The sequence below is a fragment of the Uliginosibacterium gangwonense DSM 18521 genome, from assembly GCF_000373965.1.
Taxonomy (GTDB): domain Bacteria; phylum Pseudomonadota; class Gammaproteobacteria; order Burkholderiales; family Rhodocyclaceae; genus Uliginosibacterium; species Uliginosibacterium gangwonense.
In genome coordinates this window covers 153958-177531 of the sequence record NZ_KB892834.1, presented here as the reverse complement: position 1 = coordinate 177531, position 23574 = coordinate 153958, and the positions used below count along the sequence as shown (strand labels likewise).

The following is a 23574-nucleotide window of genomic DNA, read 5'->3' as shown; positions in this document are numbered from 1 at the left end:
CACAGGAACGCCATGCCCACCGTTTTTCAGAAAGACTATCCGCTCGACACCCTCAACACCTTACGCCTGCCGGGGCGGGCCCGTCGTTTTGCGGAAATCGTCTCCGCAGGCCAGCTCGTGGAGCTGGTTCGGGGTGGGGGGCTCACCGGGGAGCGCTTTTTTGTGCTGGGTGGGGGCAGCAATATCGTCGTGTCGGGTGACGTGGACGCCACGGTGCTGCGTATGTGCATCCCTGGCCGCGAACTGGTGGCCAGCGATGATGACGCCCACTACGTGCGCGCTGGGGCAGGTGAGAATTGGCACGAATTTGTTGCCTGGACGCTGGAGATGGGCTGGCCGGGGCTGGAAAACCTAGCGCTGATTCCTGGCACGGTCGGTGCCGCACCCATCCAGAACATTGGTGCCTACGGCCTGGAGGTGGGCGAATGCATTCATTCGCTCGAAGCCGTTGACCTGCGCAGTGGCACCCTGGTGAGCTTTGACCGTGAAGCCTGCTGCTTTGCCTACCGCGACAGCATCTTCAAGCAGGATGCGGCCAACCGTTTTGCGGTGACGGCGGTGACCTTCCGCCTGCCCAAACGCTGGTTGCCCATTCTGCGCTACGCTGATCTGGCCCGCGAGATGTCCTCGCGCGGGATTGTTGCGCCACGCCCTGCCCAGGTCATGGAAGCGGTGATTGCCATCCGCCAGCGCAAGCTGCCTGATCCGGCGGTGATCGGCAATGCAGGCAGCTTCTTCAAAAACCCGGTCGTCAGCGTTGAGCGTTGCAAGAAGCTGCTTGAATTCAACCCCGATATGCCACATTACCCGCAGCCGGATGGGCATGAGAAGATTGCCGCAGGCTGGCTCATTGAAAAGTGTGGCTGGAAAGGCCATGCCGATGGCCCTGTTGGGATGTACGAGCATCAGGCGCTGGTGCTAGTGAACATGGGCGGCGCACTGGGGACAGATGTGTTGCGCGTGGTGGCATCGGTGCGGCGCGATGTGGTCGAACGTTTCGGTATTGCGTTGGAGATGGAACCGGTCGTGCTCTAAGAACGCCCCTGCACAGCAGATTTTCTGCACCAAGGGGCTTCAAATTGGCTTTGGCCTTTGCTATAGTAGCGCCCTCGGTTGGGGGTATAGCTCAGTTGGTAGAGCAGTTGACTCTTAATCAATTGGTCGTAGGTTCGAATCCTACTGCCCCCACCAAATCCACTTGAACGGCTTATGCTCCTGCATAGGCCGTTTTTGTTTTGTGCGCCGCGTTGTATTTCAGGCGTTGCGCTTGATCGCGCGATAGCGTGAAGGCCCGTCCGCATGGGCGTGATCATGGCGATGGGCGTGGACATGCGCATGCAGCGCCCCGTCGGCGTGGCGATGCCAGTGCGCGTGGGCCAGATGCGTGTCGCGCAGGAGCGCCTCGTTGGCAAGGATTTCTGCCGGTGTGCCTTCTGCTACCAGTTTCCCCCCGGCCAGGACAAAGGCGTAATCGGCAATATCGGCAACGATCTCCAGGTCGTGCGTGGCCGTGATGATGGTGCGCCCACCGCCCTGGCTTTCAATCAGGAAGCGGATCACTTCGCCCTGGCTTTCCGGGTCGAGCGCGGCAGTGGGTTCGTCGAGCAGCAGCACTTCAGGCTCCAGAATCAACACCGAGGCCAGCGCCACACGTTTCTTCTCCCCCCCGGAGAGTCGATGGGGCGCCCGATCCTTCAGATGGGCAATGCCAAAGCGGGCCAGGATGGCATCGGTACGGCGCAGGATTTCCTCGCGCGGCCAACCCATTTGCAAGGGGCCGAAGGTGATCTCATCGAACACCGTGGGGTTGAAGATCTGGATGTCCGGGTTCTGGAAGACCAGCCCCACCCGGCGCCGGAATGCAAAATTCACCGCTTCATCTGCAAAACGCTCTTCGCTGAGGGCATCCCCGAACGCCTTCAAAGTGCCCTGAGTCGGAAAGTAGAGCGCATCGAGCAGCTTGAGCAGGGTGGATTTGCCCGAACCGTTCGCACCCAGCAAGGCTATGCGCTGCCCCGCCTGAATGCGCAGCGAAATATGCGCCAGCGCCGGGTGGCGGGGATAGGCGAAGGACACATCTTCCAGCGCAAAAATGGGTTCAGTCATGCTTGCAGCCACACGATTAGGGTTGGGGCGATCAGCGCGAGGCCCAAGGCCCACCAGTCGCGCTGCCGGGTTCGGAATTCGTCCAGCAGATGGATGTCACCGCGATAGCCACGCGAAATCATGGCCAGATGGATATCGCCACTCAACTGGATGCTCTTGTCCAACAGCACCCCCACCGCTGCCATCGTCATCTGGCGTTTCTGGCGACTGAGCATGGGGGCCGCGATGCGGCTGCGGCGGGCCTCGAACATCTGCATGGCTGTGTGCAGCAGCACAAAGATGTAACGGTGTGTCATCCCCAAGATAGCCACCAGTACCACCGGCATGCCCAGGCTGCGCATGGCCTTGAGGACATGCGGCCAAGGTGTGGTGAGTACCAGTAGCACAGCCAGCGTGGCTGAGGTTTCCGCCCGCCCGATCAAAAAGGCCGCACTGCGCAGCCCTTGCAGGCTGATCGGCCAGCCGGTGAGGGGCAAATGCCAAAGCACCTGGCCTGGCACCAGCACCACGGCTGGCAAGGCGATGACCCCGGTGAAGAACAGCACCCCCAGCCAAACCTGCTTGGCGAGCCGCGCCAGAGGAATCTGCGAGGCATATGCCAAGCTCAGGCAGCACAGGAAAAGCACGGCCAGCATGATCAGTGATTTGGCGAGTACCCCACCCAAAATCAATAACCCACAACCTGCCAGTTTGATGCGTGGGTCAAGCCCTTGCAATAATCCTTGCCGGGCGCCGAACGATTCCGCTTCCAGCGCGTGTTCCAAAGCTTGCGTCAGGCCATGCGCCAATTTTGCAGCGAAGCCATGTGGGCGACGCTTCTCAGGAATTGCAGCGGGCGTGCACATGCGACAAAAGATATTGAGGGAATCGGAGAGGTTCCATGCGTATGCTCATTGTTGCGAAGGCGCGAGTTCCTTTTTGGCGCGGAATCGGGATAGCAATAGGAAGGTGAGCAGAATCAGGCCACATCCCACTATTGCAGAGAGCATATAACCAAAATGTGCACTGTGCATAAAGCTGGGGGCATAGTCTGGTATCGGTGCGCTCCATAAGCCGGAAAGTGCCTTCAGCCCTTGTGGCACATCAGCCGGAGGTGCCGCGTTGGCAGACGCAAGCAGCATCTCCTGCCGGGCCTGCGCATCCGCAAAGTCTTCCGCACTCCACTCGCCCCAGGCTGTACCTGCGGCAAGCAGGCCCAGTGGGGAGAGGATCATCAACCCAGCTAGCATATACCACAGCGCCCGTGCAGACCGTCCGCCCTGAGCATGGGTGCCCCCAGGACGGGCTGCCGCACCCAGCAACTCCGGGTTGGCGCGTTGCAGATAGGCAACAAGCCCGGCCGAAATCACCAGCTCCGCCAGCCCGGCAAAGGTGACATGGCCGATCATCATGGCCGGGATGGCAATGCCAAGAGGATAAGGTGCATACAACGGGGTGCCACTGGCATCATGGAAGAACATCGGCTGGATGCCAAACTCTACGGCTGTCAGCAAGGCTGCCGCATTAATCGCAACATAGCCCGCCAAGCCTGCGGCAAAGATGCGACGTGTGGGGCCGGCAGCGGCGCCCTTGGCTACGAGCTGGTAAATCCAGTGCGCGACCCAGCTACCCACGATGGCCATGTTCAGGCAGTTTGCACCATAGCTGGTGATGCCACCGTCCCCAAAGAATACGGCCTGGATGAGTAGCGCAATCGAAATCGCCACTACCGATGCCCACGGCCCCAGCACAATCGCAGCAATGGCCATGCCCACCGCATGGCCGGTGGTGCCCCCCGGCAGTGGCAGGTTGAACATCATGATGACAAAGCTGAAGGCGGAAAACACCGCGATCAGCGGCACGGTGCGGGTATGCAACAGGCGCTGGAGCTTGGCAAAAGCCAGATACCAAACAGGCAAGGCCAGCGCATAGGTGGCCGCGCAGGTGGTAGGGCTCAGGTAACCGTCAGGGATATGCATCGCTAGTTTCCCCAGGCAAATGGCAGCAGCCAGTGCTCGCCACATCATCCGTAAGAAGTTTTCGTAGTTTGTATGAAGTATGTGGAGCCGTCAATGTGTCGTTTTGCGTAGTGCGTGATCCATATCAGCCAAACGCGCTATTCTTGAGGCTCAAGACTTGGAGCCCAGCATGCAAAGACTGACGATTTCACTGGATGACGAATTGGCTGACGCCTTCGATGAACTGATCCGCCAGCGCGGCTACGCCAACCGTTCCGAAGCCGTGCGCGATCTGTTGCGCCGTGAGCTGGGCGAGCGCGACCTGGGCACCGGTGCGGCCAAGCATTGCGTGGCCGTACTCAGCTATGTGTTTGATCATCATGAACGCCAACTTTCCAGTCGGCTGACGGACATGCAACATGACCACCATGATCTGGCCATTGCCACCATGCACGCACACATCAGCCACGAGGACTGTGTTGAAACGGTCATCCTGCGTGGAGCCACCGAACAGATCAAAGCCTTCGCCCAAGGGGTGATCGCAGAAACCGGTGTGCGCCACGGGCAAGTGCAACTCATTCCGATTGAAGAGGCGATGCCTGCCGCGCAGAAATGGCGGAGACGGTAATTTTTGGCACTGCATGATATTGGTATGGGTTTTAGGTGTAAGTAAAATCATGCCAAAGTTGCTTCTGCCCGCCAATTTTTGATTATGCAATACGGTTTAACGGTGATGGGGCACTGACTGATATCTAAGGTTTTGCTTTTTGTATGGATTTTCTCGCCAGGGGCTCAAATCGTCCTGGCTACATAGGGGTACGTCGCCTAGCATGGATTTGATCTCGCACGGCATTCGACCGGATAGAACGCGGGGCATTCCCAGAGGAGACAGACCTTATGAAGACAAGCATCCAGCCTGTGAAGGCTTGGTTGGCGGGGGCGTTGATGTGTTTGGCCTCGGCCTTCCTTGCCGCCTGTGGCGCAGGGAGTTCCAGTAGTGCCAGTGATTCAACTTCGTCCAAAGCGGGTGTTGCTGCAGTGAGCGCACCGTCAGACAATACGGTGGCCTGGGTGATGTCTTACTTCGGGCCGAACCAGGATCTGGCAAACGATTCATTGCATTTGGCATATAGCGCGGATGGTTTGAACTGGACGAGCCTGAATGGTGGTCAGCCTGTGTATGAGGCACCGACCACTATTGCTGGCATTGCTGGTTCTGGACACATCCGCGATCCTTTCATTCTGCGAAAGAACGATGGCAGCTTTGTCTATATTGCGACTGATTGGACCTTGTCGGTCAACGATTCGAATTATTGGAATCACCCCAGCCCCCGCATTTTTGTGGCCGATTCGGCGGATCTGATCACCTTCAGCAATCCGCGTTTTCTCACCTTGACCAGTTCCCTGGGGAGCAATACACAACCGCACGCCTGGGCTCCAGAGGCGTATTTCGACTCCACGCGTGGTCAGTATGCCATTGTGTGGTCGGGCAATGCCGACCGTAACCGCACCTATGTGAGCTATACCACCGATTTCAATTCCCTGGTCAGTGCGACGCCGGAGGTATTGTTTGACCCTGGGTATGACGAGATTGATGCTACGGTTACGTCATATAACGGTTTGAACTACCTCTTCTACAAAGATGAAACCAGCGCGGGCAAGGATATCCAGGTTGCCCGCTCTTCTGGCGCCGCCTTGACGGCGGGCAGCTTTAGCCGCATCTCTTCGAATTACCTGACACGGGGCAGCACGCAGAGTGTGATGCAGGGAACCGAAGGGCCGTTGATCATCAAGGTGCCCGGGCAGGCGAAGTGGTATCTGTATGCCGATTACTACGGCAACGGTGGGGTGTTCGGTTGCTGGACCACGACCAATCTGGATGCCGATCCGGCGACCTGGACCAAGCTTGCCAGCGGCACCGATTATTCATTGCCCGTCGGGGTGCGCCATGCCAATACGGTACGCGTCACACAGGCCGAGCTGGATGCGCTCAAGGCACGCTATAAGGTCTCCCATATCAAGACTACCTATTCGGAGAGCAGTGTGCCGTTCTACGTGGCCCATTCCTGGTTCCACGGCATGATCACGAATCTGAGTGATACAGCCAATGGGCAGTTGCCGGTGGATTTTGACTGGCGGCCCGTGGCCGGGCTGGCTGACCCGACAGACAGCACCCTGGTTTCCTTTGAGGCGGTGGGATACCCTGGCTACTACCTGCGCATCGATAGCGCCAACCCCACACGCTGGCCAAGTGGCAATGCAGCCACCCAGGCCAACCGTAGTGCGGGCTTGGGCTGGTTTGCTGCGGCAGATAAAAAGAATCTTGTGTGGCTGGACCCCTATGTCAACACCACGGTCTTCAAAAGTGATGCAAGCTTCCGCAAGGTGGCCGCGCTCAATGGCAACAGTGGCATGGTGTCATTCCAATGGTATGGCAACAGCAGCCTTTACTTGCGTCATATGAATTATCAATTCCTGGGGGCAACGGTCAGCACGAGCCAGCAGAAAATTGATGCGTCCTTCACGCTGGAGGCGCAGTAAGAGACGCGGATGCTCCTTGTTAACAAGGGGCTTTTGCAACGGCTAAAGATTCCTGCGTATCAAAACAAATAGCCTGGATGAACCGCATACGCGGTGCAATCCAGGCTATCGAAGGTGGCAGACGGAACAGTTTGTTTCGCTCAGCGCCCTCTACATTGAGAGGGTGCTGAGCATGCTGCCTGCGCCGTCAGCGTGCAGTGATTATTTGCACTTGGCTGCGGACAGCTCTTGCATGCCCTTGCCAGCGCCCACGTAGTCCTTCAGCGTATTCTTCACGCATTGGGCGGTAACGGGTGCGGTGGCAGAACTCATGTAGGAGGGCGAAGTGATGACTGCTGTCGAAGCCCAGGTCTTGGCATCAACCGAACCCGCGCCACCATCAGTCCAAACGATGTTGTACTTGGTGAAATCGGATGCGCTGGTGATGTTGTTGCCGCGCAAGGTCCAGGTGCCGCAATTGCTGCTGTCGTACCGGCAGGTGACCGGGTTGGCCGCATTTTCGAACCAGTTGTTCTCGATCAGTGCCTTGCCGCCTTGGCGAACGTTGATGCCTGAACCTGCGTTAGCCAGGTCGAGTGCCGTGCCAGGGTTGGTGGAACTGGCATTTGCGTCTTCGTAACCGACACGGCTATAGAGGTTGTTATACACGTGGATCATGCCGTTACGTTGCAGCGGCAGACGGGCACCCACGTTGTCATAATAGTTGTGGTGGTAGGTGACGTTACGGGCCACATCACTGGTGGTGTAACCGTCCAGGCCCACCTTGTGGTGGTCGTGGATGTAGTTGTAAGACACCGTCACATTGTCTGCCGTCTTCTTGATGTCAATCAGGCCGTCAAACGTACCATCGTGACCATCCCCCGGTGCATTCGGGCACTTGTAGTTACGGGTGTAGAGCGTGTTGTGATCCAGCCACACGTTGGTGGATGAATCAACCGTCACGCCATCCGAACTCAGGCCGCCGGGCATCATGGCGATGGTCATGTTACGGATGACGATGTTTGAAGAGCTGACAAGGTTGAAACCGAAGTTGGCCGAAGACTTGTCGCTACCAACGATCGTCAGATTGGAGATGCGCTTCACATCAATCGTACGGGAAGCCTTGCCGTATTGACCACAGACATTGGCTTGCGCCGCAGCGATCAGGGAGTCTTCATTGCCCGTGTAGTTGATGATGGTGGGCGTTGTGGACTTGGCCTTCTGCAGCGCAGTGAGCTTGGTCACCAAGTCTGCGTAGTTGTTGTAGGTAAAGGTGTTGGCGGCTGTTGCCCCCGTGCCGCCGGTGGCGTTTGAATATCCGCCGGTACCGGCAAAAGTCAGACTACTGGCTGCCAGTGCTACGCATGCGACGATGGTCTTGAGCTTGTAGTTCATCTTGATGGTCTCCTCGATACATTTTGCTTATAAGTGACTGTTCGGGATCGGTTTTTGTCCTTGGCAAGATGCCATGCGATCTGAACGGAGGCATCATACAACAAAAGATTTGAGATTTGATACCGGTATCACGCTTGTCCGACATTTGGTATCCGCAGCGCTTGAATAGTCCGCTAGGAGTCAGGTGAAACCGTAACCCATGCGTGAGTATTCAGTCTCAACCAACATCAACCGGAGCAGGGTGCCCACCACGATTCAGTCAGGTGGGCAGGTCATCCGTTATCGCGTGGGTTGATGAAACCAAGTTGTCTTACTCCGCCACATCTCTCGTAGAGAGACAGGGGGCTGAAAGCATGTGTCTGATGCTCAACGAATCTCGCGGAAGCGTGCTTCGAGTTCCTGGCGCAGTTCGCGGCGGAGTTTGGCGGCGGCGAAGCGGCGGGTTTCGTCGGGCGTGCTCGGGGTGAGCGGGGGAACTTTGCTGGGTTTGAAGTTTTCGTCGACCGCCACCATGGTGAAAAAGCAGCTATTGGCATGGCGGACGGTTTTCTTGACGATGTTTTCGGTAATCACCTTGATGCCGATCTCCATGGAGGTGGAGCCGGTGTAATTGACCGAAGCGAGGAAGGTGACCAGCTCACCCACATGGATGGGCTGGCGGAACATGACCTGGTCGACCGAGAGCGTGACCACGTAGCTGCTGGCGTAGCGTGCCGCGCAGGCGTAAGCGACCTGATCCAGCAGGCGCAGGATGGCGCCACCGTGGACATTGCCGGAGAAATTGGCCATGTCCGGTGTCATCAACACCGTCATGCTGGTCTGATGGCTGGGCAGGTCGCTATGGCTCATGCGGCTTCGTCCACTTCACCGAGGTAGGCGCTGCGTACCTTGGGGTCTTTGAGGAGATCTTCACCGCTGCCGGTAATGGTGACCTTGCCGCCATCCATCACATAGCCGCGCTGGGCGAATTCCAGGGCGAGGTTGGCGTTCTGCTCCACGAGTAAGATGGTCACGCCTTCCTTGACCACGGTCTGCACTACTTCAAAGATCTTCTCTACCACCAAGGGAGCCAATCCCATCGAGGGTTCGTCCAGCAACAGGAGCTTGGGGCGGGAGAGCAGCGCACGGCCAATGGCCACCATCTGCTGTTCGCCGCCCGAGAGCGTACCCGCCACCTGGGCCAGACGTTCCTTGACACGGGGGAGCATGCTGTAGACCCGCTCCAGGTCAGCTTCGATGCCTTCCTTGTCCTTGCGGGTGTAGGCACCCATGCGCAGGTTTTCTTCTACCGTGAGGCGGGTGAAGATGCCACGGCCTTCCGGCACCAATGCCAAGCCTTGGCGCAGGCGCAGGTGGGCAGGCAGGGTGTTGATGCGCTGGCCTTGGTAGAGCAGCTCGCCACTGGCAATCGGCAGGGTGCCAGAGATGGCGTTCAGCGTGGTGGTTTTGCCCGCACCGTTGGCGCCGATCAGGCACACCAGTTCGCCGCTGTACAGTTCGAGATCAATCCCCTTGACGGCCTGGATCTGGCCGTAGGAGATCTTCACATCCTTGAGCTGCAGGATGGGGGTTGCGTTGTCAGTGGGCATGGTGACCCCCTCCAAGATAGGCTTCAATCACGGCTTGGTTCTTTTGCACCACGGCGGGGACGTCTTCGGCAATCTTCTTGCCGAAGTCCAGCACGGCAACACGGTCGCACAGGCCCATGACGAGTTTGACGTCGTGTTCGATGAGCAGCACAGTCACGCCGTCATGACGAATGGTTTCGATCAGGTCGCGCAGTTGTGCGGTTTCGGTGGCGTTCATCCCGGCGGCGGGTTCGTCCAGCGCCAGCAGTTGCGGTTCGGTGGCGAGCGCACGGGCGATTTCCAGACGGCGTTGGTCGCCGTAAGACAGGTTGCGCGAGAGCGTATCGGCAAAGCGCTCAATGCCCACGTAACGCAGCAGCTCATAGGCGCGTTCGGTGATGAGCCGTTCTTCTTCGCGGGTATGGCGGTTTTGCAGCAGGATGCCGAACAACGAGGAATCCGTGCGGATGTGGTGGCCTGCCATCACGTTTTCCAGCGCCGTCATTTCGCGGAACAGGCGGATGTTCTGAAACGTCCGGGCAATACCGCGTTCCACCACCAGGTGGGGCTTGCCGGTGGGCAACTCGGTGCCGGCAAAGACGAATTCGCCCTGGTCCGGCGTGTAGGCCCCGGTGAGCACGTTGAAGAACGTGGTCTTGCCCGCGCCGTTCGGGCCGATCAGGCCGTAGACCTCACCCTTGCGGATGGTCAGCGACACGTCGGAGAGTGCCTGGATGCCGCCGAAACGCTTGCTGATATTTTTGGCTTCAAGGAGAACGATGCTCATGCCTGCTTCTCCTTCAGGCCCTTGACCAGTTCCTCACGCGAGTAGCGTGCATTGGCGGGCAGCAACCCGGCCGGACGAATCAGCATCATGAAAATCATCGCCAGTGACAACAACAACATCCGTAGCACCTCAGGGTCAAGCAGCACCTTGCCAAAGATCGCCTGCTGGATGGGCAGTGCGATATAGCGCAGCACTTCAGGCAGCAGCGATAGCGCCACCGCACCCACGATCACCCCACCCAGGTTGCCCATGCCGCCGAACACCACCATGGTGAGCACGGCAATCGATTCGAGCAGGGTGAAGGACTCGGGCGAAACGAAGCCCTGGAAGCTGCCGAACAGCCCGCCGGAGACGCCACCAAAGGTTGCCCCCATGGCAAAGGCGAGCAGCTTCATGTTGCGGGTATTGATGCCGATGGCCTTGGCGGCCAGCTCGTCGTCCCGAATCGCTGCCCAGCCCCGCCCGATGCGGGAGATCTGCAGGCGGCGCATCACAATCACCGAGCCCACCACGAAGAGCAGGAACACGTAGTAGAACGAAGTCAGCGCGTTGATCTGGAAGCTCTCGGTGATCTGGATGTTGCGAGATACATCCCAGCCGAAGATGTTCAGCGAATCCAGCATGTTGATGCCTTGCGGGCCGTTGGTGACATTCAGGTTGCCCATGAAGATACGGACGATTTCACCAAAGCCCAGGGTTACGATGGCAAGGTAGTCACCCCGCAGACGCAACACCGGGAAGCCCAGCAGGATGCCCGCCATGGCTGCCAGACCGGCACCCGCAGGCAGCACGATCCAGAACGGCAGATGCACGCCCATGTGGGGCGAAGCAAGAAAGCCCCAGGTGTAGGCGCCTACGGCGTAGAAGGCGATGTAACCCAGGTCGAGCAGGCCAGCAAAGCCGACCACGAGGTTCAGGCCGAGGGCGAGCATCACGTAGAGCAGGGCGGCGTCCAGCACGCGAATCCAGGTGTTGCCGATCATGCCCGCCAGCAGTGGGGCGAGCAGCATCAGCGCCAGGACAATCCCGCGAGCCACGCGCGGGTTCCGGCTGCCAAAGTAAGGAATGGCTTGAGCAAGTTCATTCATGGTAGGTAATCTTCCAATTGGGTCGTGACTGGATCAGGCGCGATCAGATACCCGCTCACCCAGCAAACCGGTGGGGCGGAAGATCAGTACGATGCCAAGGATGACGAAAGCGAAGATGTCCTGATAACTGGAGTTGAGCAGGCCAAACGAGAGTTGCTCGATATACCCAGCACCGATGGATTCCACCAGACCCAGCACAATTCCGCCGACCATGGCGCCGCCCAGGTTGCCGATCCCGCCCAGCACCGCAGCGGTAAAGGCCTTGAGCCCCGGCATGAAGCCCATGGAGTAGTGCGCCACCCCATAGTTGGAGGAGATCATCACCCCGGCCACGGCAGCCAGGCCAGAGCCGATGATGAAAGTGGTGGAGATGATCTTGTTGGTATCCACCCCCATCAGGCTGGCAACGCGGTGGTTTTCAGCCGTTGCACGCATGGCGCGGCCCAGTGAAGTCTTGTTGACCAACAGCACCAGCGCCACCATCAGCACGGCTGAGGCCACCAGGATCGTCACCTGTACCGGGGTGATGAACACCCCTTCAATGGGTTGCAGCGGGGCGGTGGGGAACAGCGGCGGGAAGCTGTGGTAGGCCCGCCCCCAGATGATCATCGCCAGTGTCTGGAGCAGGAAGGACATCCCGATGGCGGTGATCAGCGGAGCCAGCCGGGGCGCGTTGCGCAGGCGGCGGTAAGCGGCACGCTCAATGGTGTAACCCATCAGCATGCAGACGGGCACCGCAGCCCCCAGGCTGATGAGCAGGATGGCGGTGGTTCCAAGGCCGGGCCAGGTATTTTGCAGGTAGGCGGCGACTTGCAGGGCGACCAGCGCACCTACCATCAGCACATCTCCGTGGGCAAAATTGATCAGGCCGAGAATGCCGTAGACCATGGTATAGCCCAGCGCGACCAGCGCATACACGCTGCCCACCACCAAGCCATTGACGATCTGTTGTAGCAGAGTTTCCATAGTATTCAGAGTCGGCGTAACTTGAGTCAGTAAGTTGTACAAAACGAGCGCATCGCTTGGTGCCAATAGATATAGACGCGCCGGAATGGAACTTCCACGGCGCGGCAGGATCAATGACTTGGCATCGACGCCTAGCGCAGCATAAGCATGCAGCCAAGGCTGCATGAACCCCGAAATCGGAGTAAATCAGCCATTATCTCTTGAAGTGCGGACTTTGGCGATGTCTGCCAGGACGAATTAATGATTCGTTTGATTTTGATTACGCAGAGCGGGCGACGCCGGGGATGCGTCGCCCTAGCTGATGAGTCAGCGCTCGGGACTTACTTCAGGGCTTCCCACTTGCCAGCGCGGAACTGGTACACCGTGATGGCGCCTGCCTTCACGTCGCCCTTGTCATCAAAGGCCACATTGCCACCTGCGCCCTTGAAGGCGACTTTCTTGAGGAAGGGCTGGTACTTGGCTGGTTCAACCGAGTTGGCTGCTTTCATGGCTTCCACGATGGCGGATGCAGCATCGTAGGCATACGGTGCATAGACTTGGACTTCAATGCCGAAGCGCTTCTTGTAACGCTCACGGAAGGTCTTGTCCGTCAGTTGATCCAGCGGCAGACCGGCTTGCGAACAGTAGGCCTTGTCGTTCATGGCGTCGCCCGCCAGCTTGATGAAGTCCAGCGTACAGCCGCCGTCGCCTGTCATGAATTTGGCGGCAATGCCCAACTGGCGCATCTGCTTGAGCATCGGGCCGCCCTGGGCGTCCATACCGGTGTAGACCACTACGTCTGGGTTCTGCGACTTGACCTTGGTGAGAATCGCCATGAAGTCGGTCGACTGGTTGGTGGTGAATTCACGCGAGGAGACGGCGCCCCCGGTGGCCTTCACCCCTTTTTCCACCTCGTCGGCCAGCCCCTGGCCATAGGCGGTGCGGTCGTCAATGATGGCGACCTTCTTGCCCAGCTTGGCGGTGGCGAACTTACCAAGCACCGTGCCTTGCTGAATGTCGTTACTCATCGTGCGGAACACGAAGGGGAAGCCTTGCTGGGTCAGCGTCGGGTTGGTTGAAGAGGGCGAGACCATCACGATCCCGGCTTGGTTGTAGATGCGTGAAGCCGGAATCGACACACCAGAGTTCAAATGCCCAACCACCCCCTTCACCCCTGCGTCGACCAGACGTTGGGCGACGATGTTGCCGGTTTTGGGGTCTCCCTGGTCGTCTTCAGAGATCAGTTCAAACTTGACCTTCTTGCCGCCGATGGTCACGCCCTTGGCCTGGTATTCCTCAAGCGCCAGACGTGCACCGTTTTCGTTGTCCTTGCCCAGGTGGGCGATATTGCCTGTCAGCGGCCCAGCATGGCCAATCTTGACGACTAGATCATCCGCCTGTGCCAAGCCTGCGCTCAGGCTGCCTGATAAGGCAAGTGCCGCAACTGCGATCAATTTCTTCTTCATCATGAAGTGGGTCTCCGCTCATTCAATAGGTGGAATACGGATACGCGTCAGGCTGATCCATCCGGCAAAAAACCAGACGCGTGAAACAGAATAATGGGCTCTGTCCGATTCAGGAATCCCTTGTGGGGAATTTCCTTTCGCCGGATTCGTTTTAGCAATAAACGGGCCAGCATAAAGCCCAATCCCGACCAATGGTGGAGCAAGAGGGCGACCTCTTGCGGCTATACTCACGCGCTATGCTGGAATAATGTTTTGGGCGTCAGCCAGCGTTCATATGCTTCGAGGGGGACATCTTGTCGCGCGTTGCCAAAATCTCGATTGTCGTGGTGGTGCTGGTGTTGGGGAGCGTCGCCGCTGTCATGGCGCTGTGGCGCCCCTGGGCCCACCTGGGCGGTAGCCAACTGGTCGATATCGACATGGACCGCCCGGATGCGCTGGTTTCCAGTGCCCATCTATCGCGCCTGCCTGCTGATATCCTCAAAGTGCCCATGCTTCGTGATGTGCTTACGGAGGATTTCGTCTTCTACTATGCCCATACCGACACCGGCATGTCTGTTGATGGTGCAATCCGCCGTCTCGCCTTTGAGCATGACTTGCGCATCTCCGACCGCATTCTGGCAAGCATGCTTGATGAACCTGCCGATCTGGCCCTGTGGCGTGCCCCGGATGGCAAGTTGCGCTATTGGGTGCTCTCCATGCGCCGCAATGCGCTCACCCAGGTACTCGACAGCCTTGCCAAGGCCGCAGTCAGTGACAGCCAGCTACGCATCGCTGGGGAATTCAAGATCAATGGTACCAAGACGACGCTCTATGCCCTGCATCTGAATTCAGCGCGCACCCTGCTGTTTGCTGCCGCCGGGGACCGGATGGTGGTGCTCTCCGATGCGGAATTGCTGTTTGGCGAGCGCAAATCGGCGGAAAAGCCCAAGACCGAGCAGCAACCCCAGTCAGACGACTTTGGCATGCCCTATGCCCAAGCCCCGGTGATGGCCGAGCCGGATACCCTGGCCGGGCTGGACCATGGCCGCATCAACAAGATCATCGGCCTGCTTGAAGGCAAGCCCGGCGACAACTTCATTGCCAAGCGTTTCAAATTTGAAGGCGTGCCTGCCAACGGGCATCGTGTGGCCCTGGGGGCGCAATTCCTCTCTTTTGGATACCAGTCCTTCTTCCCTGGCGTGGATGCCCTGGGTTTTGAGTTCAACGGCACGGAATGGAGCAGTCAGGTGCTGGCCGATGGCAAAGCCTTGAACGCCGGCTTTGCCCCCTTGTGGCAGTCACTACCCGGCCAACCCGCCGCCTGCTTTGCCTTGCCCGCAGACTGGAAGGCCGTGCAGGAGGTGATGAACAAGGCCGCAGACGGCAGCAAGAAGATTGATCTGGCGCCTCTGGTGGCCGGGTTGGATGGCCCTGCCGGGGTGTGCTGGTATGCCAAATCCCACTTGGCGACGCCGCTCTTCATGGCGCGCTTCAAGAGTGCAGAGACCGCCCGCCAGCTCTCGCCCGTACTGGCGCAGGTGTTTCAGGCAGCGGTCGGCGCGCGTGAATACAATCATGAGGGTGGCTCCTTCCCGGTTGAAACCCATAAGGTCGCCAATGGCACCACGCTACGGCGTGTGGTGTCCTCGCCGTTCGGTACGGAAAAGCCCGCCGCAGGCAAGCTTGCCGACCAGCTTTCCGCTGCCCGTTATTTCCCGGTCAGTCTGGCGGTCACGGGGAACGTGGTGGCCTTCTCGCCGGATGCCAAGCTCATTGATGACGTGATCGCCGTGGCGGCCAAGCGTTATCCGGCTGCCGCCGATGGTCTGCCGGATGCAGGGCGCACCCTGCTGCGGGTCACGCCTGCCCGCCTGTCCCAATTGCTCAAGACCGAAGCCCTGGCCGTATTGCCCAAGGACGAAGAGCCCATTTTCAGCGGCGTGGCCCAGGCTCAACTGCTGCCCAAGCTCGAAGCATTGGGGCGTTTCCCCGGGGTGATCGCCGCATTGCCAGCGGCACCTGCGGGTGAGCTACGGTGGCAACCGCTGGTGTGGCGTTACGAGGGCAAGTGAGCGTGAGCATGCACCGCCGCATGTTCCTGGCCGGGTGTGCTGCACTGGCGTGCCCGGGGCTGGCCCGCGCCTTGCAGGCCGGGGACCCGCCGGTGGGTTCGCAGCTTGGGCGCGAGCAGTCGAGGCGGTTTCGCGCCTGGCTGGTCCGCTTGGTTGAGGAGCAGGTGCGGCACCCCAACCCGCGCTGGACACAGCGGGATTGCGCCGGTTTGGTGCGTTTTGCGTCGACAGAAGCCTTTTCGGTGCATGACGATGCGTGGCGGCAGAAAAATGGCTTTGTCGGCGTGAGTCTGCCTCCGCCAATCGAGTTGAATGAAGCACAGCGCCAATCGCTGCGTAACCGCTGGCTCACCGAGAAGGGTGAAATGTCGGCCTATGCCAGCGCGGTAGCACTCGTGCAACATAACAGCCGCTTCATGGGCAAAGACTACGCGCAGGCCCAGGCGGGCGACCTGCTGTTCTTTGACCAGGGCGATGACCAGCATTTGATGGTGTGGATGGGGGGCTGGGTGGCATACCACACCGGCACTGTCACGGAAAATGATAACGGCATGCGTGCCGTATCGATCAAGGATCTCTTGCAATGGAAGGATACGCGGTGGCGACCTCTGGATGGCAATCCCAATTTTGCAGGTATCTATCGGTTCTCGTTCTTGGCGGCCTGATCGCCACGGGCGTACAAGCCAAACAGAACCCTGTGACCGCCAGCCCTGGCGGTTTGCAGACGGTGGAAGCCAGTGGCTATGCACCGATTCAGGGCGAGCCTTTCTTTCTGCTCTCGGATGCAACCTGGGGGAGCGAGGACACAGCCCGTGTGCGCGTCGAGGTGCCCGGTGCCGCGCAGGAAGGTGAGATGGCTCGCTACGGTGGCGTGGACATTGTGATCTACCGTGTCCCCAAGCCGTTGGAATTCCTGCAACAGCAAAAGAATCTGCACCGCCCCAGCGTCAAGGGGCGCTATGCGGGCGAGGGGCTGGCCAATACCCTGACCCAGATCTGGGATCGCTGGTACAAGGAATCCCGCCGGGCCTGGCAGCGTATTGTCTCCTTCACCTTGCGCAAGGCTGCAACCGAGGCCCAGCCTCAACTTGCGTTTGGCGAGCAGATGCACGTGTCGCCCGAATTCGGCAAACCCAATCCGTTCAAGCCCCTGGAAGGCTTCGATCTGGTAACGAGTTTCCGCTACCCGGTGATGCGGGCCCAGCCGATCCAGCCGCCCAAGGATGCCAAGTTGCCCGGCAGCAGCAGCGAATTCATGCCGATTTCTGCGGGCAACGTGATGGTGCCGCTGGGCAAACTCCAGCCCGGCCTGTATCTGGTTGAAGGCATCGTGGGCGCCCACCGCGCCCAGACCCTTGTTTTTGTGAGCAACACCCAGGCGATCACCAAGACCTCCAGCGGTGAGATGCTGGTGTGGACGGCGGATCGCCGCAGCGGCAAGCCGGTTTCTGCCGCCACCTTGCGCTGGACCGACGGGGTGGGAATGCTGGCGTCGGCAGAAACCGACCGAGACGGGATTGCCCGGATGAGCCATTCCAGCCCCGAGCGCTCCTACCTGATCGGTCAGGATGACAAAGGCGGGGTCTTCGTTTCCGAGAACTTCTATTACGACTCTGAAATCTACAACACCAAGCTGTATGCCTTTACCGATCGTCCACTGTATCGCCCTGGCGATGAGGTGATGCTCAAGGTGTTGGGGCGCGAGTTTACCGATGCACGCCACTCCAAGGCCGCGCAGGACGCGCAGATTGATGTGGATGTGTTCGATGCCAATGGCACGGCGCTATTCTCCCGCAAGCTCGCCTTCAAGGGTGATGGCGGTACGGATACGCGTTTCCGCCTGCCTGCCAATGCGCCTGCCGGTGGGTATGACATCAAGATCAACTACAACGGTGATGTGTACGGCGCTGCATTCCGGGTGGCCGAATACATCAAGCCGCACTTTGACATCAATCTCCTGATGGACAAGGAGGATCTGCATACCAATGAGCCGATCACCGGCAAGATCCGCCTGACTTATCCCGATGGCAAACCGGTGGCCAATGCCCACCTGACCTTGTCCGTGCGTGCGCAGCAGATCACCATGGTCGATGGCGAGATGCAATATGCCGGACAATTCCCGGTGAAGCTTGAGCAGCAGGAACTGGTTGCCGATGGCAGCGGGGTTGCCGCACTCAAGCTGCCCCCCGCTACCGACCCCAGTCGCTATGCCGTGACGGTACTGGCCAGCGACGGTGCTGCGTATCGCGTCAAGATCACCCGCGAGTTCCTGGTCGAGCGTGGAGCCAACCCCTGGAAGCTTGTCAGCACCAAGCATTTCACCCAGGTGGGTGACACGGTTGATTTTGCGCTTCAGTCCTTGGGCGAGGGGGGCAATCCTCCCGCCAAGTGGGAAGCAATCAAGCTGGAGTCCCGCGAGAAGATTGGTGGTGACATTGCTGCAGGTGCCAAGCATCTGCCAGTCAAGCTCACACAACCCGGTAGTTATACCGTTGGCATCCGCGATGCCAAGGGCAACCTGTTGGGGGCCACCAGCCACTGGGTAGCGGGCAATGGCATGCAGGCCACGCCTGGTAGTGTGGAAATTGTGTTGGACAAGGATCGTTTCAAGGCGGGTGATACGGCCGAAGCCCTGGTGACCTTCCCTGTGCCGGTGCAGGAAGCCTTGCTGACCCTGGAACGCGACAGCGTCGAGCAGCACGCGCTGCTGTCCCGAGGGGCCGATTGGGCGCAGGTCAGCAAGATTTCGCCCACGCAATGGAAGGTGCGTATCCCGATCCGCGATACCTTCTCGCCCAACATCACCTTCTCTGTTCTCTACACGCAGGGCGCGGATTATGTTTTCTCGAATGCCGGTCTGGTGGTCGAGCAGCCTTCTCTGGCGCTGGATATCAAGCCTGAACGTGCCGTGTATGCGCCGGGTGAAACGGTGAATGTGGACATCACCAGCAGCCTCAATGGCAAGGGTGCGCCCTCGCAACTGGTGGTGAGCGTAGTTGATGAAATGATCTATGTACTGCAACCGGAAATTGCGCCGCCGATCACTGAGTTCTTCTACCACGTGCGTCGCAATAATGTCCGCACTGCGGCCAGCCTGTCGTTCATTACCTACGACATGGCACGTAACTATTCGCGCAACGCACCTGCAGCCAACCGCTATGCCGAACGTGGCGTGAAGGTGCTGGAGCGCCCGCGTCGTGATGATGTGGATACTGCAGCATGGCAACCGAAACTCACCACGGATGCCAATGGCCGTGTTCGATTCTCTTTTGTCATGCCGGATTCGCTTACCCGCTGGCGCATCACGGTGCGTGCAAATAATGCTGATGGCGTAGTTGGGCAGAAGACCCAATATGTCCTCTCCGACAAGGCTGCCTATGTGAAATGGACTGGGCCACGCAGCTTCCGTGGCAGCGACCAGCCGGTGGTGGACCTCGTCCTGTTCAACCGTGGCAAGCAGGCGCAGGATGCAGAGCTGATTCTGGCGGGCGGCGGGCTTGACCAGCGCAAGAGCATCAAACTGGCGCCGGGGCCGAACTTCGTCAATCTGCCCATCAAGCAGGTGGTGGCGGGTGCGGTGGATGTGCAACTGGCCGTCGGTGGCAAGGTGCTTGACCGCCTCCAGGTCAAACTGGATGTGGCGTCCGGCAACTGGACTTCACAGCAACAGCAGGTTGTTCCTTTGCAGGGCAAGAGCACGCCTTTGCAAGTGCCTGCGGGGGCGCGCAACCTTCAGGTGTCCTTTGCCAGCGGGGCCGCCCAGCACTTCATGCAGGTGGCCGATGACCTGATCGAATATCCTTGGGGGTGTGTGGAGCAGACCGCTTCGCGTCTGATTCCCTTGACGCTGGCATACCAGAGCCTGCCCGAAGGCACCGGGGCGGATACGATCTACTCGCAGCCAATCAGCCAGATGTTGCAGACCCAGCGTCAGCGTCTGATCGCGCTGGCCGGGCCGGATGCCGTGTTCGGCTGGTGGGGCTATGGCACCAAGGATTCGGCCTTCCTGACTGGCTACGCTTATTTTGCAGACTGGTACGCCAGCCGCGCACTGGGCATCAAACTGCCACCAGAGCATTGGGAAAATCTGATCCAGGTCTACAGCAAGCATGGTGCGGAAGAACCCGTGCTGCGCCGTGCGCTGCTGCTGTGGTGGATGCACCAGATGGGCCAGCCGGTGCAGACCTTGTTGCAAGGAGTCGAGACCGATATCGATGCCGCCAAGCTGCATGACATGCGCTTGCGCGATACCGACAGCCTAGTGATGGCTGCTCCCGAAAGCACCCAGGGTCTGCAGGTGGCAGAGTTGATTGTGGCCCAACTGCATCGGGAACTCGCTCAGCCTGCCCGTCCGCAAGCGGCGGCTGCCGTCGCGGCGCTACGTAACAGCACCTCGCCTTTCGTGCGCGCCCTGCTGCTTTTGCAAGGGCAGGCGCCAGAGGGTGTAGATGCGGGGGACATTCTGGCAAGTGTGTCCGCCAGCATGCCGACCCTGGAACGCGCCATGACGTTGGTATGGTTGCAGAAGAGTGTGATGGGTGGGCCTGCTGCACGCCCCACCGGCATGGTGCCGGAGGGTTGGCAATCCCGCGCCACGCTGAGCGGACGCAGCCTGTGGCGTTGGGAAGCGGCCAAGCTGCCCGAGGCGCTGACCCTCAAGGAAGTGCCCGCCAGTGTAGGGGCCAAGGATTCGCCCGTGGCCATCCTGCGTTACGAAGTCGATGCGGCTGAGCCTCACCGTTTGCCGGTGCAGGTGGAGCGCCGCCTGTATCGTCTGGTGGCGGATGGTGAAACCCTGCAATTCAAGGTTGAGCCGGTGCGCCAGGGGCAAGCCCTGAAAACTGATGAGCTGTATATCGACGAGGTGGAGCTGAGTTCCAAATCCGGACTCCAGCGCTTTGGCATTGTGGAAGTGCCGCTGCCGCCGGGGGCCGATGTGGAAGCCACTGCCTGGGGTTTGCAGATCAAGGGCCTGCAAGGCGAAGAGGCCGGTTATCAGCCGCTGCGGCGTCTGGCATATCAGATGGGTAGTCTGTCATATGGCGTGCCGGTGGAATCTTTGGACCAACCGGTGAGGGTGCGTCAACTTGTGCGCTTCGGTACGCGTGGCAAGTTCAGCCTGCCGCCCGTGCGTTTCTATCGCATGTATCAGCCCTCAGACAAGGCGTTCCAGAACGAAGGCAAAGCTGGATGGAATATCGTCGTCGAATAAGCCTGCCTTGGCGCCCGGCTATCCGTGGCGCCATTGGCGTGTTTGGCCTGCTCGGGTTGGTGCTGGGGGCATCCGCCTGGGCTGCGCCGCAAGCAGGCAATACGCTGTTTGCTACACGTGACCAGGGCCAGACGACGCTCAGCCTGCTGGATCTGCAAGGTATGCAAAATGCAAATGGCGTAGTCATGCCAAGCGCGCCCTTGGGGAGCGTGTGGAAGCTGTTTGTATACGGCTATCTGGTTGCGCAGCGCAAGGAAAGCGGCGATTACCAATGTCATGGCAAAGACCGCGAGGAAGTGTATTGCTGTGAGCCCGGTGGGCACATCGGGCGGGAAGAAGCCTTGCAACGCTCCTGCGGCTTGTATTTCGAGCCGCAGCGCTTGAGCTTGAAGACCCAGTCCTGGCAGAATTTCTGGCGTGAGCGTGGTGCGCCGGAGTGGCTCCAGCAATTATCCCGACTGCGTGAGGACACCCGCGTGTCGGTTGATAGCCTGCTGGCCGCGCTGGATGCCTTCCCTGAAGAAGCCCGCCAACAATCCGCACAAACACTGCTGGGGGTGCTGACCCGCCCGAATGCAGGCGGCGCCATTGAAGCTTACGGTGGCTTGCTGCGCGGTAAAACTTGGACCATGCCTGATCCGCAGCACCCCGGCATGCATCTGGGGGGCGCTGCCGGTTGGCTGGCCGATGGCCGCCCTTTCTGGTTGGGCGGCACGGGTGCCGGGATTGAGGTCTTGCGCAAGGCTGCCCCCGCATTGCAGGACTATCTGACCCAGATGCATGTGCCCGATGATGCCAGTTGCGTTGAAGTGCGTTTTTTTGATCGCTACCCGCTGAGCGCTGTGCTGAGCATGCCTGGGCGCGAGCCAGCGAAGCCAGGTCGTCTGGAAGGCGACTTTCTCGCCGTCTTCACCAAAGGCACCAGCCTGCCTTTCAGCGCTCACGGCGAATTGCGTCTGGTACGCGAGCAGGGGGCGTGGGTTGTACGCGGGCGTCTGGGTTTGAACGACTATGTTGCACGCGTGGTGGAGCGTGAGGGCAGCTCGCAACCCCAGGCCGCAGCGCAGGCGCTGGCTGTCGCAGCCCGCAGTTATCTGGTCCAGCAGGCCGAACGTCGTGCCGGGTGTTATGTGATCCGCGACAGCAGCGCGACTCAGCGTGTCGGGCCACGTCCACCAGGGCGTGCGGCCAGACAGATTGCGGATTGGAGCACCGACCTTGTTTTGCGTGGGGCACCTGTCCGCTACCACACAGATCGGGATGCGCCAGGGATTCTCTCATGGCGGCGTGCGCGTGAGCAGGCCGAGCAGGGCCTGGGCTTTGAGCGCATTCTGGCGCAGGCTTTTCCGGCGGCCAGCCTCGGGGGGATTGCTTCCCGCCAGGAAAATGACTGCGTGGTGGCAACCCAGGCCCAGCGCTGGTTGAAAGACAACGTGCCGCGTTGGCGCAATCGTCTGGAGCGTGAAGAAGGTTATGTCGAGCCGGAAACGCTGCCTACGATTTGCCTGACCGGCGCTGAACGTCCCTTTGCCGATACCGACAGGCACCGCCTGCATGTACGCGGCTGGGCCAGCCAGGAAGACCGCATCGCCCTGGCACATGAATACCTGCATCTGGCGTTCGAGGGGCACCCGCGTGCCTACGACGAAGTCTTGGTCGAACGGCTGGCGCGGCAACTGATTATGGAGGTGCATTGATGATTCGCTATTTCCTCCTGCTCTGCCTGTGTGGCTGGCACCTGCTGGCCCACGCCGAGATCGTGCTGGATGGCCCCCAGGGCGGCTGGCGCAGTGGCAAGCTCGCAGACGATGCAGGACGCTATTCGGCTGCGTACCCCAAACCACCGGTGGACCGGGGCGCCCAGCGCTTTCGCACCATGATCGAAGGCAAGATCAAGGCTGCGGGCAAAAGCCGACAGCCTCACACATTGATCGTCAATGGTTCGGCCATGCCGCTTTATACCGACGAACAAGGGCGTTTCTCGCGCCCCTGGGCATTCGGGCCAGGGTCCAACAGCGTGGAGATCCGTAGCCCGGATGGCCGCGAACGCCGTCGCCTCCAGTTCTATGAGACGGATTATTCCAAGCCCCACGCCAAGCTGCGCGTCATTCTGTCTTGGGATGACCCCAGCGCCGAGGTCGACATGCATGTGATCAGCCCCGCAGGCGAACACGCCTTCTGGGCACAACCGCTCATGAAGACTGGCGGGCTGGATGTGGATAGCGTCGATGGTGCCGGGCCGGAGATTTTCTCGACCGTGGCACCCATGCCGGGCACCTGGCTGTTCTATATCAACTATTGGGGCAACTTTAACGCAGGGGGTTACAACTTTGAGCCCGATGCCCATGAACAACAGCTCATCACCTGCGTGGTTACATTCGTGAGTTACGAGAACACCCCGAATGAGAAACGTGAAACCTTTGTGGTGCCTTTGCGCAAGATTGGCGATCTGGTGCTTGCGCGTACCATGCGCATGTAATTGAAACAGCAGGATTCAAG

Annotated in this window: 18 protein-coding genes and 1 tRNA gene; 9 read left to right on the top strand and 10 right to left on the bottom strand. The window is 59.6% G+C overall.

Features of this window, described 5'->3' with window-relative positions; genetic code table 11:
• Window positions 1–12: 12 nt before the first annotated feature.
• Together murB and B145_RS0100815 are read left to right on the top strand one after the other, a co-directional pair.
• Window positions 13–1035: a UDP-N-acetylmuramate dehydrogenase gene (murB, locus tag B145_RS0100820; RefSeq protein ID WP_018604485.1), complete on the top strand. Its 1023-nt coding sequence runs from the start codon at window positions 13–15 to the stop codon at window positions 1033–1035.
• A gap of 80 nt (window positions 1036–1115) precedes the next feature.
• Window positions 1116–1191, top strand: a tRNA-Lys gene (locus B145_RS0100815).
• A 63-nt stretch (window positions 1192–1254) separates the two neighbouring features.
• Here the strand turns inward: B145_RS0100815 and B145_RS0100810 are convergent.
• From B145_RS0100810 to cbiM, 3 genes are read right to left on the bottom strand one after another with little or no spacing between them, the layout of a single operon-like run.
• Window positions 1255–2106: an energy-coupling factor ABC transporter ATP-binding protein gene (locus B145_RS0100810; RefSeq protein ID WP_018604484.1), complete on the bottom strand. Its 852-nt coding sequence runs from the start codon at window positions 2104–2106 to the stop codon at window positions 1255–1257.
• Complete coding sequence (gene cbiQ / locus B145_RS23920) at window positions 2103–2951, bottom strand: cobalt ECF transporter T component CbiQ (RefSeq protein WP_018604483.1); 849 nt, start codon at window positions 2949–2951, stop codon at window positions 2103–2105. Before cbiQ ends, B145_RS0100810 begins: the two co-directional genes overlap by 4 nt.
• 45 nt (window positions 2952–2996) lie before the next feature.
• Entirely contained in the window at window positions 2997–4064 is a 1068-nt protein-coding gene (gene cbiM, locus B145_RS0100800) for a cobalt transporter CbiM (RefSeq protein ID WP_018604482.1), read from the bottom strand.
• Window positions 4065–4233: 169 nt separating this feature from the next.
• On the opposite strand from cbiM, the gene nikR reads away from it, so the two are divergent.
• Window positions 4234–4671, top strand: coding sequence for a nickel-responsive transcriptional regulator NikR (nikR, locus tag B145_RS0100795; protein ID WP_018604481.1), 438 nt, complete (start codon window positions 4234–4236; stop codon window positions 4669–4671).
• A gap of 269 nt (window positions 4672–4940) precedes the next feature.
• Window positions 4941–6584, top strand: coding sequence for an AbfB domain-containing protein (locus B145_RS23915; protein WP_018604480.1), 1644 nt, complete (start codon window positions 4941–4943; stop codon window positions 6582–6584).
• Between the two features lie 201 nt (window positions 6585–6785).
• Here B145_RS23915 and B145_RS0100785 read toward each other — a convergent pair whose 3' ends face one another.
• From B145_RS0100785 to B145_RS0100755, 7 genes are all read right to left on the bottom strand, one after another.
• Window positions 6786–7958 (bottom strand): pectate lyase family protein, encoded by a 1173-nt coding sequence (locus B145_RS0100785; protein ID WP_018604479.1) that lies wholly within the window; start codon window positions 7956–7958, stop codon window positions 6786–6788.
• 366 nt (window positions 7959–8324) lie between these two features.
• Complete coding sequence (locus B145_RS0100780; RefSeq protein ID WP_018604478.1) at window positions 8325–8807, bottom strand: acyl-CoA thioesterase; 483 nt, start codon at window positions 8805–8807, stop codon at window positions 8325–8327.
• Window positions 8804–9547, bottom strand: a complete 744-nt coding sequence (locus B145_RS0100775) for an ABC transporter ATP-binding protein (protein WP_018604477.1) — start codon at window positions 9545–9547, stop codon at window positions 8804–8806. Before B145_RS0100775 ends, B145_RS0100780 begins: the two co-directional genes overlap by 4 nt.
• Window positions 9537–10313, bottom strand: coding sequence for an ABC transporter ATP-binding protein (locus B145_RS0100770; RefSeq protein ID WP_018604476.1), 777 nt, complete (start codon window positions 10311–10313; stop codon window positions 9537–9539). The genes B145_RS0100775 and B145_RS0100770 overlap by 11 nt, the downstream gene beginning before the upstream one ends.
• Window positions 10310–11401, bottom strand: a complete 1092-nt coding sequence (locus tag B145_RS0100765; protein ID WP_018604475.1) for an ABC transporter permease subunit — start codon at window positions 11399–11401, stop codon at window positions 10310–10312. Before B145_RS0100765 ends, B145_RS0100770 begins: the two co-directional genes overlap by 4 nt.
• A 33-nt stretch (window positions 11402–11434) precedes the next feature.
• Entirely contained in the window at window positions 11435–12367 is a 933-nt protein-coding gene (locus tag B145_RS0100760; protein ID WP_026258695.1) for a branched-chain amino acid ABC transporter permease, read from the bottom strand.
• A 320-nt stretch (window positions 12368–12687) separates the two neighbouring features.
• On the bottom strand, window positions 12688–13812 hold the full coding sequence (locus B145_RS0100755; RefSeq protein ID WP_026258694.1) for a branched-chain amino acid ABC transporter substrate-binding protein: 1125 nt from the start codon (window positions 13810–13812) through the stop codon (window positions 12688–12690).
• 293 nt (window positions 13813–14105) lie between these two features.
• Here B145_RS0100755 and B145_RS23910 point away from each other — a divergent pair, with 293 nt between their 5' ends.
• From B145_RS23910 to B145_RS0100730, 5 genes are read left to right on the top strand one after another with little or no spacing between them, the layout of a single operon-like run.
• Window positions 14106–15863 (top strand): DUF2138 family protein, encoded by a 1758-nt coding sequence (locus B145_RS23910; protein WP_018604472.1) that lies wholly within the window; start codon window positions 14106–14108, stop codon window positions 15861–15863.
• A gap of 8 nt (window positions 15864–15871) precedes the next feature.
• Window positions 15872–16528 carry a DUF1175 family protein gene (locus tag B145_RS0100745; RefSeq protein ID WP_157288245.1) on the top strand — a complete coding sequence of 219 codons (657 nt, stop codon included), beginning with the start codon at window positions 15872–15874 and terminating at the stop codon, window positions 16526–16528.
• A complete protein-coding gene (locus B145_RS0100740) occupies window positions 16447–21075 on the top strand; it encodes an alpha-2-macroglobulin family protein (protein WP_026258693.1) in 4629 nt (1542 codons plus the stop codon). The genes B145_RS0100745 and B145_RS0100740 overlap by 82 nt, the downstream gene beginning before the upstream one ends.
• Window positions 21054–22772 carry a DUF2300 domain-containing protein gene (locus tag B145_RS0100735; protein ID WP_018604467.1) on the top strand — a complete coding sequence of 573 codons (1719 nt, stop codon included), beginning with the start codon at window positions 21054–21056 and terminating at the stop codon, window positions 22770–22772. The genes B145_RS0100740 and B145_RS0100735 overlap by 22 nt, the downstream gene beginning before the upstream one ends.
• The gene (locus tag B145_RS0100730; protein ID WP_018604466.1) at window positions 22772–23554 is read left to right on the top strand and encodes a YfaP family protein; all 783 of its coding nucleotides are present in this window, start codon (window positions 22772–22774) and stop codon (window positions 23552–23554) included. The genes B145_RS0100735 and B145_RS0100730 overlap by 1 nt, the downstream gene beginning before the upstream one ends.
• Window positions 23555–23574 lie beyond the last annotated feature (20 nt).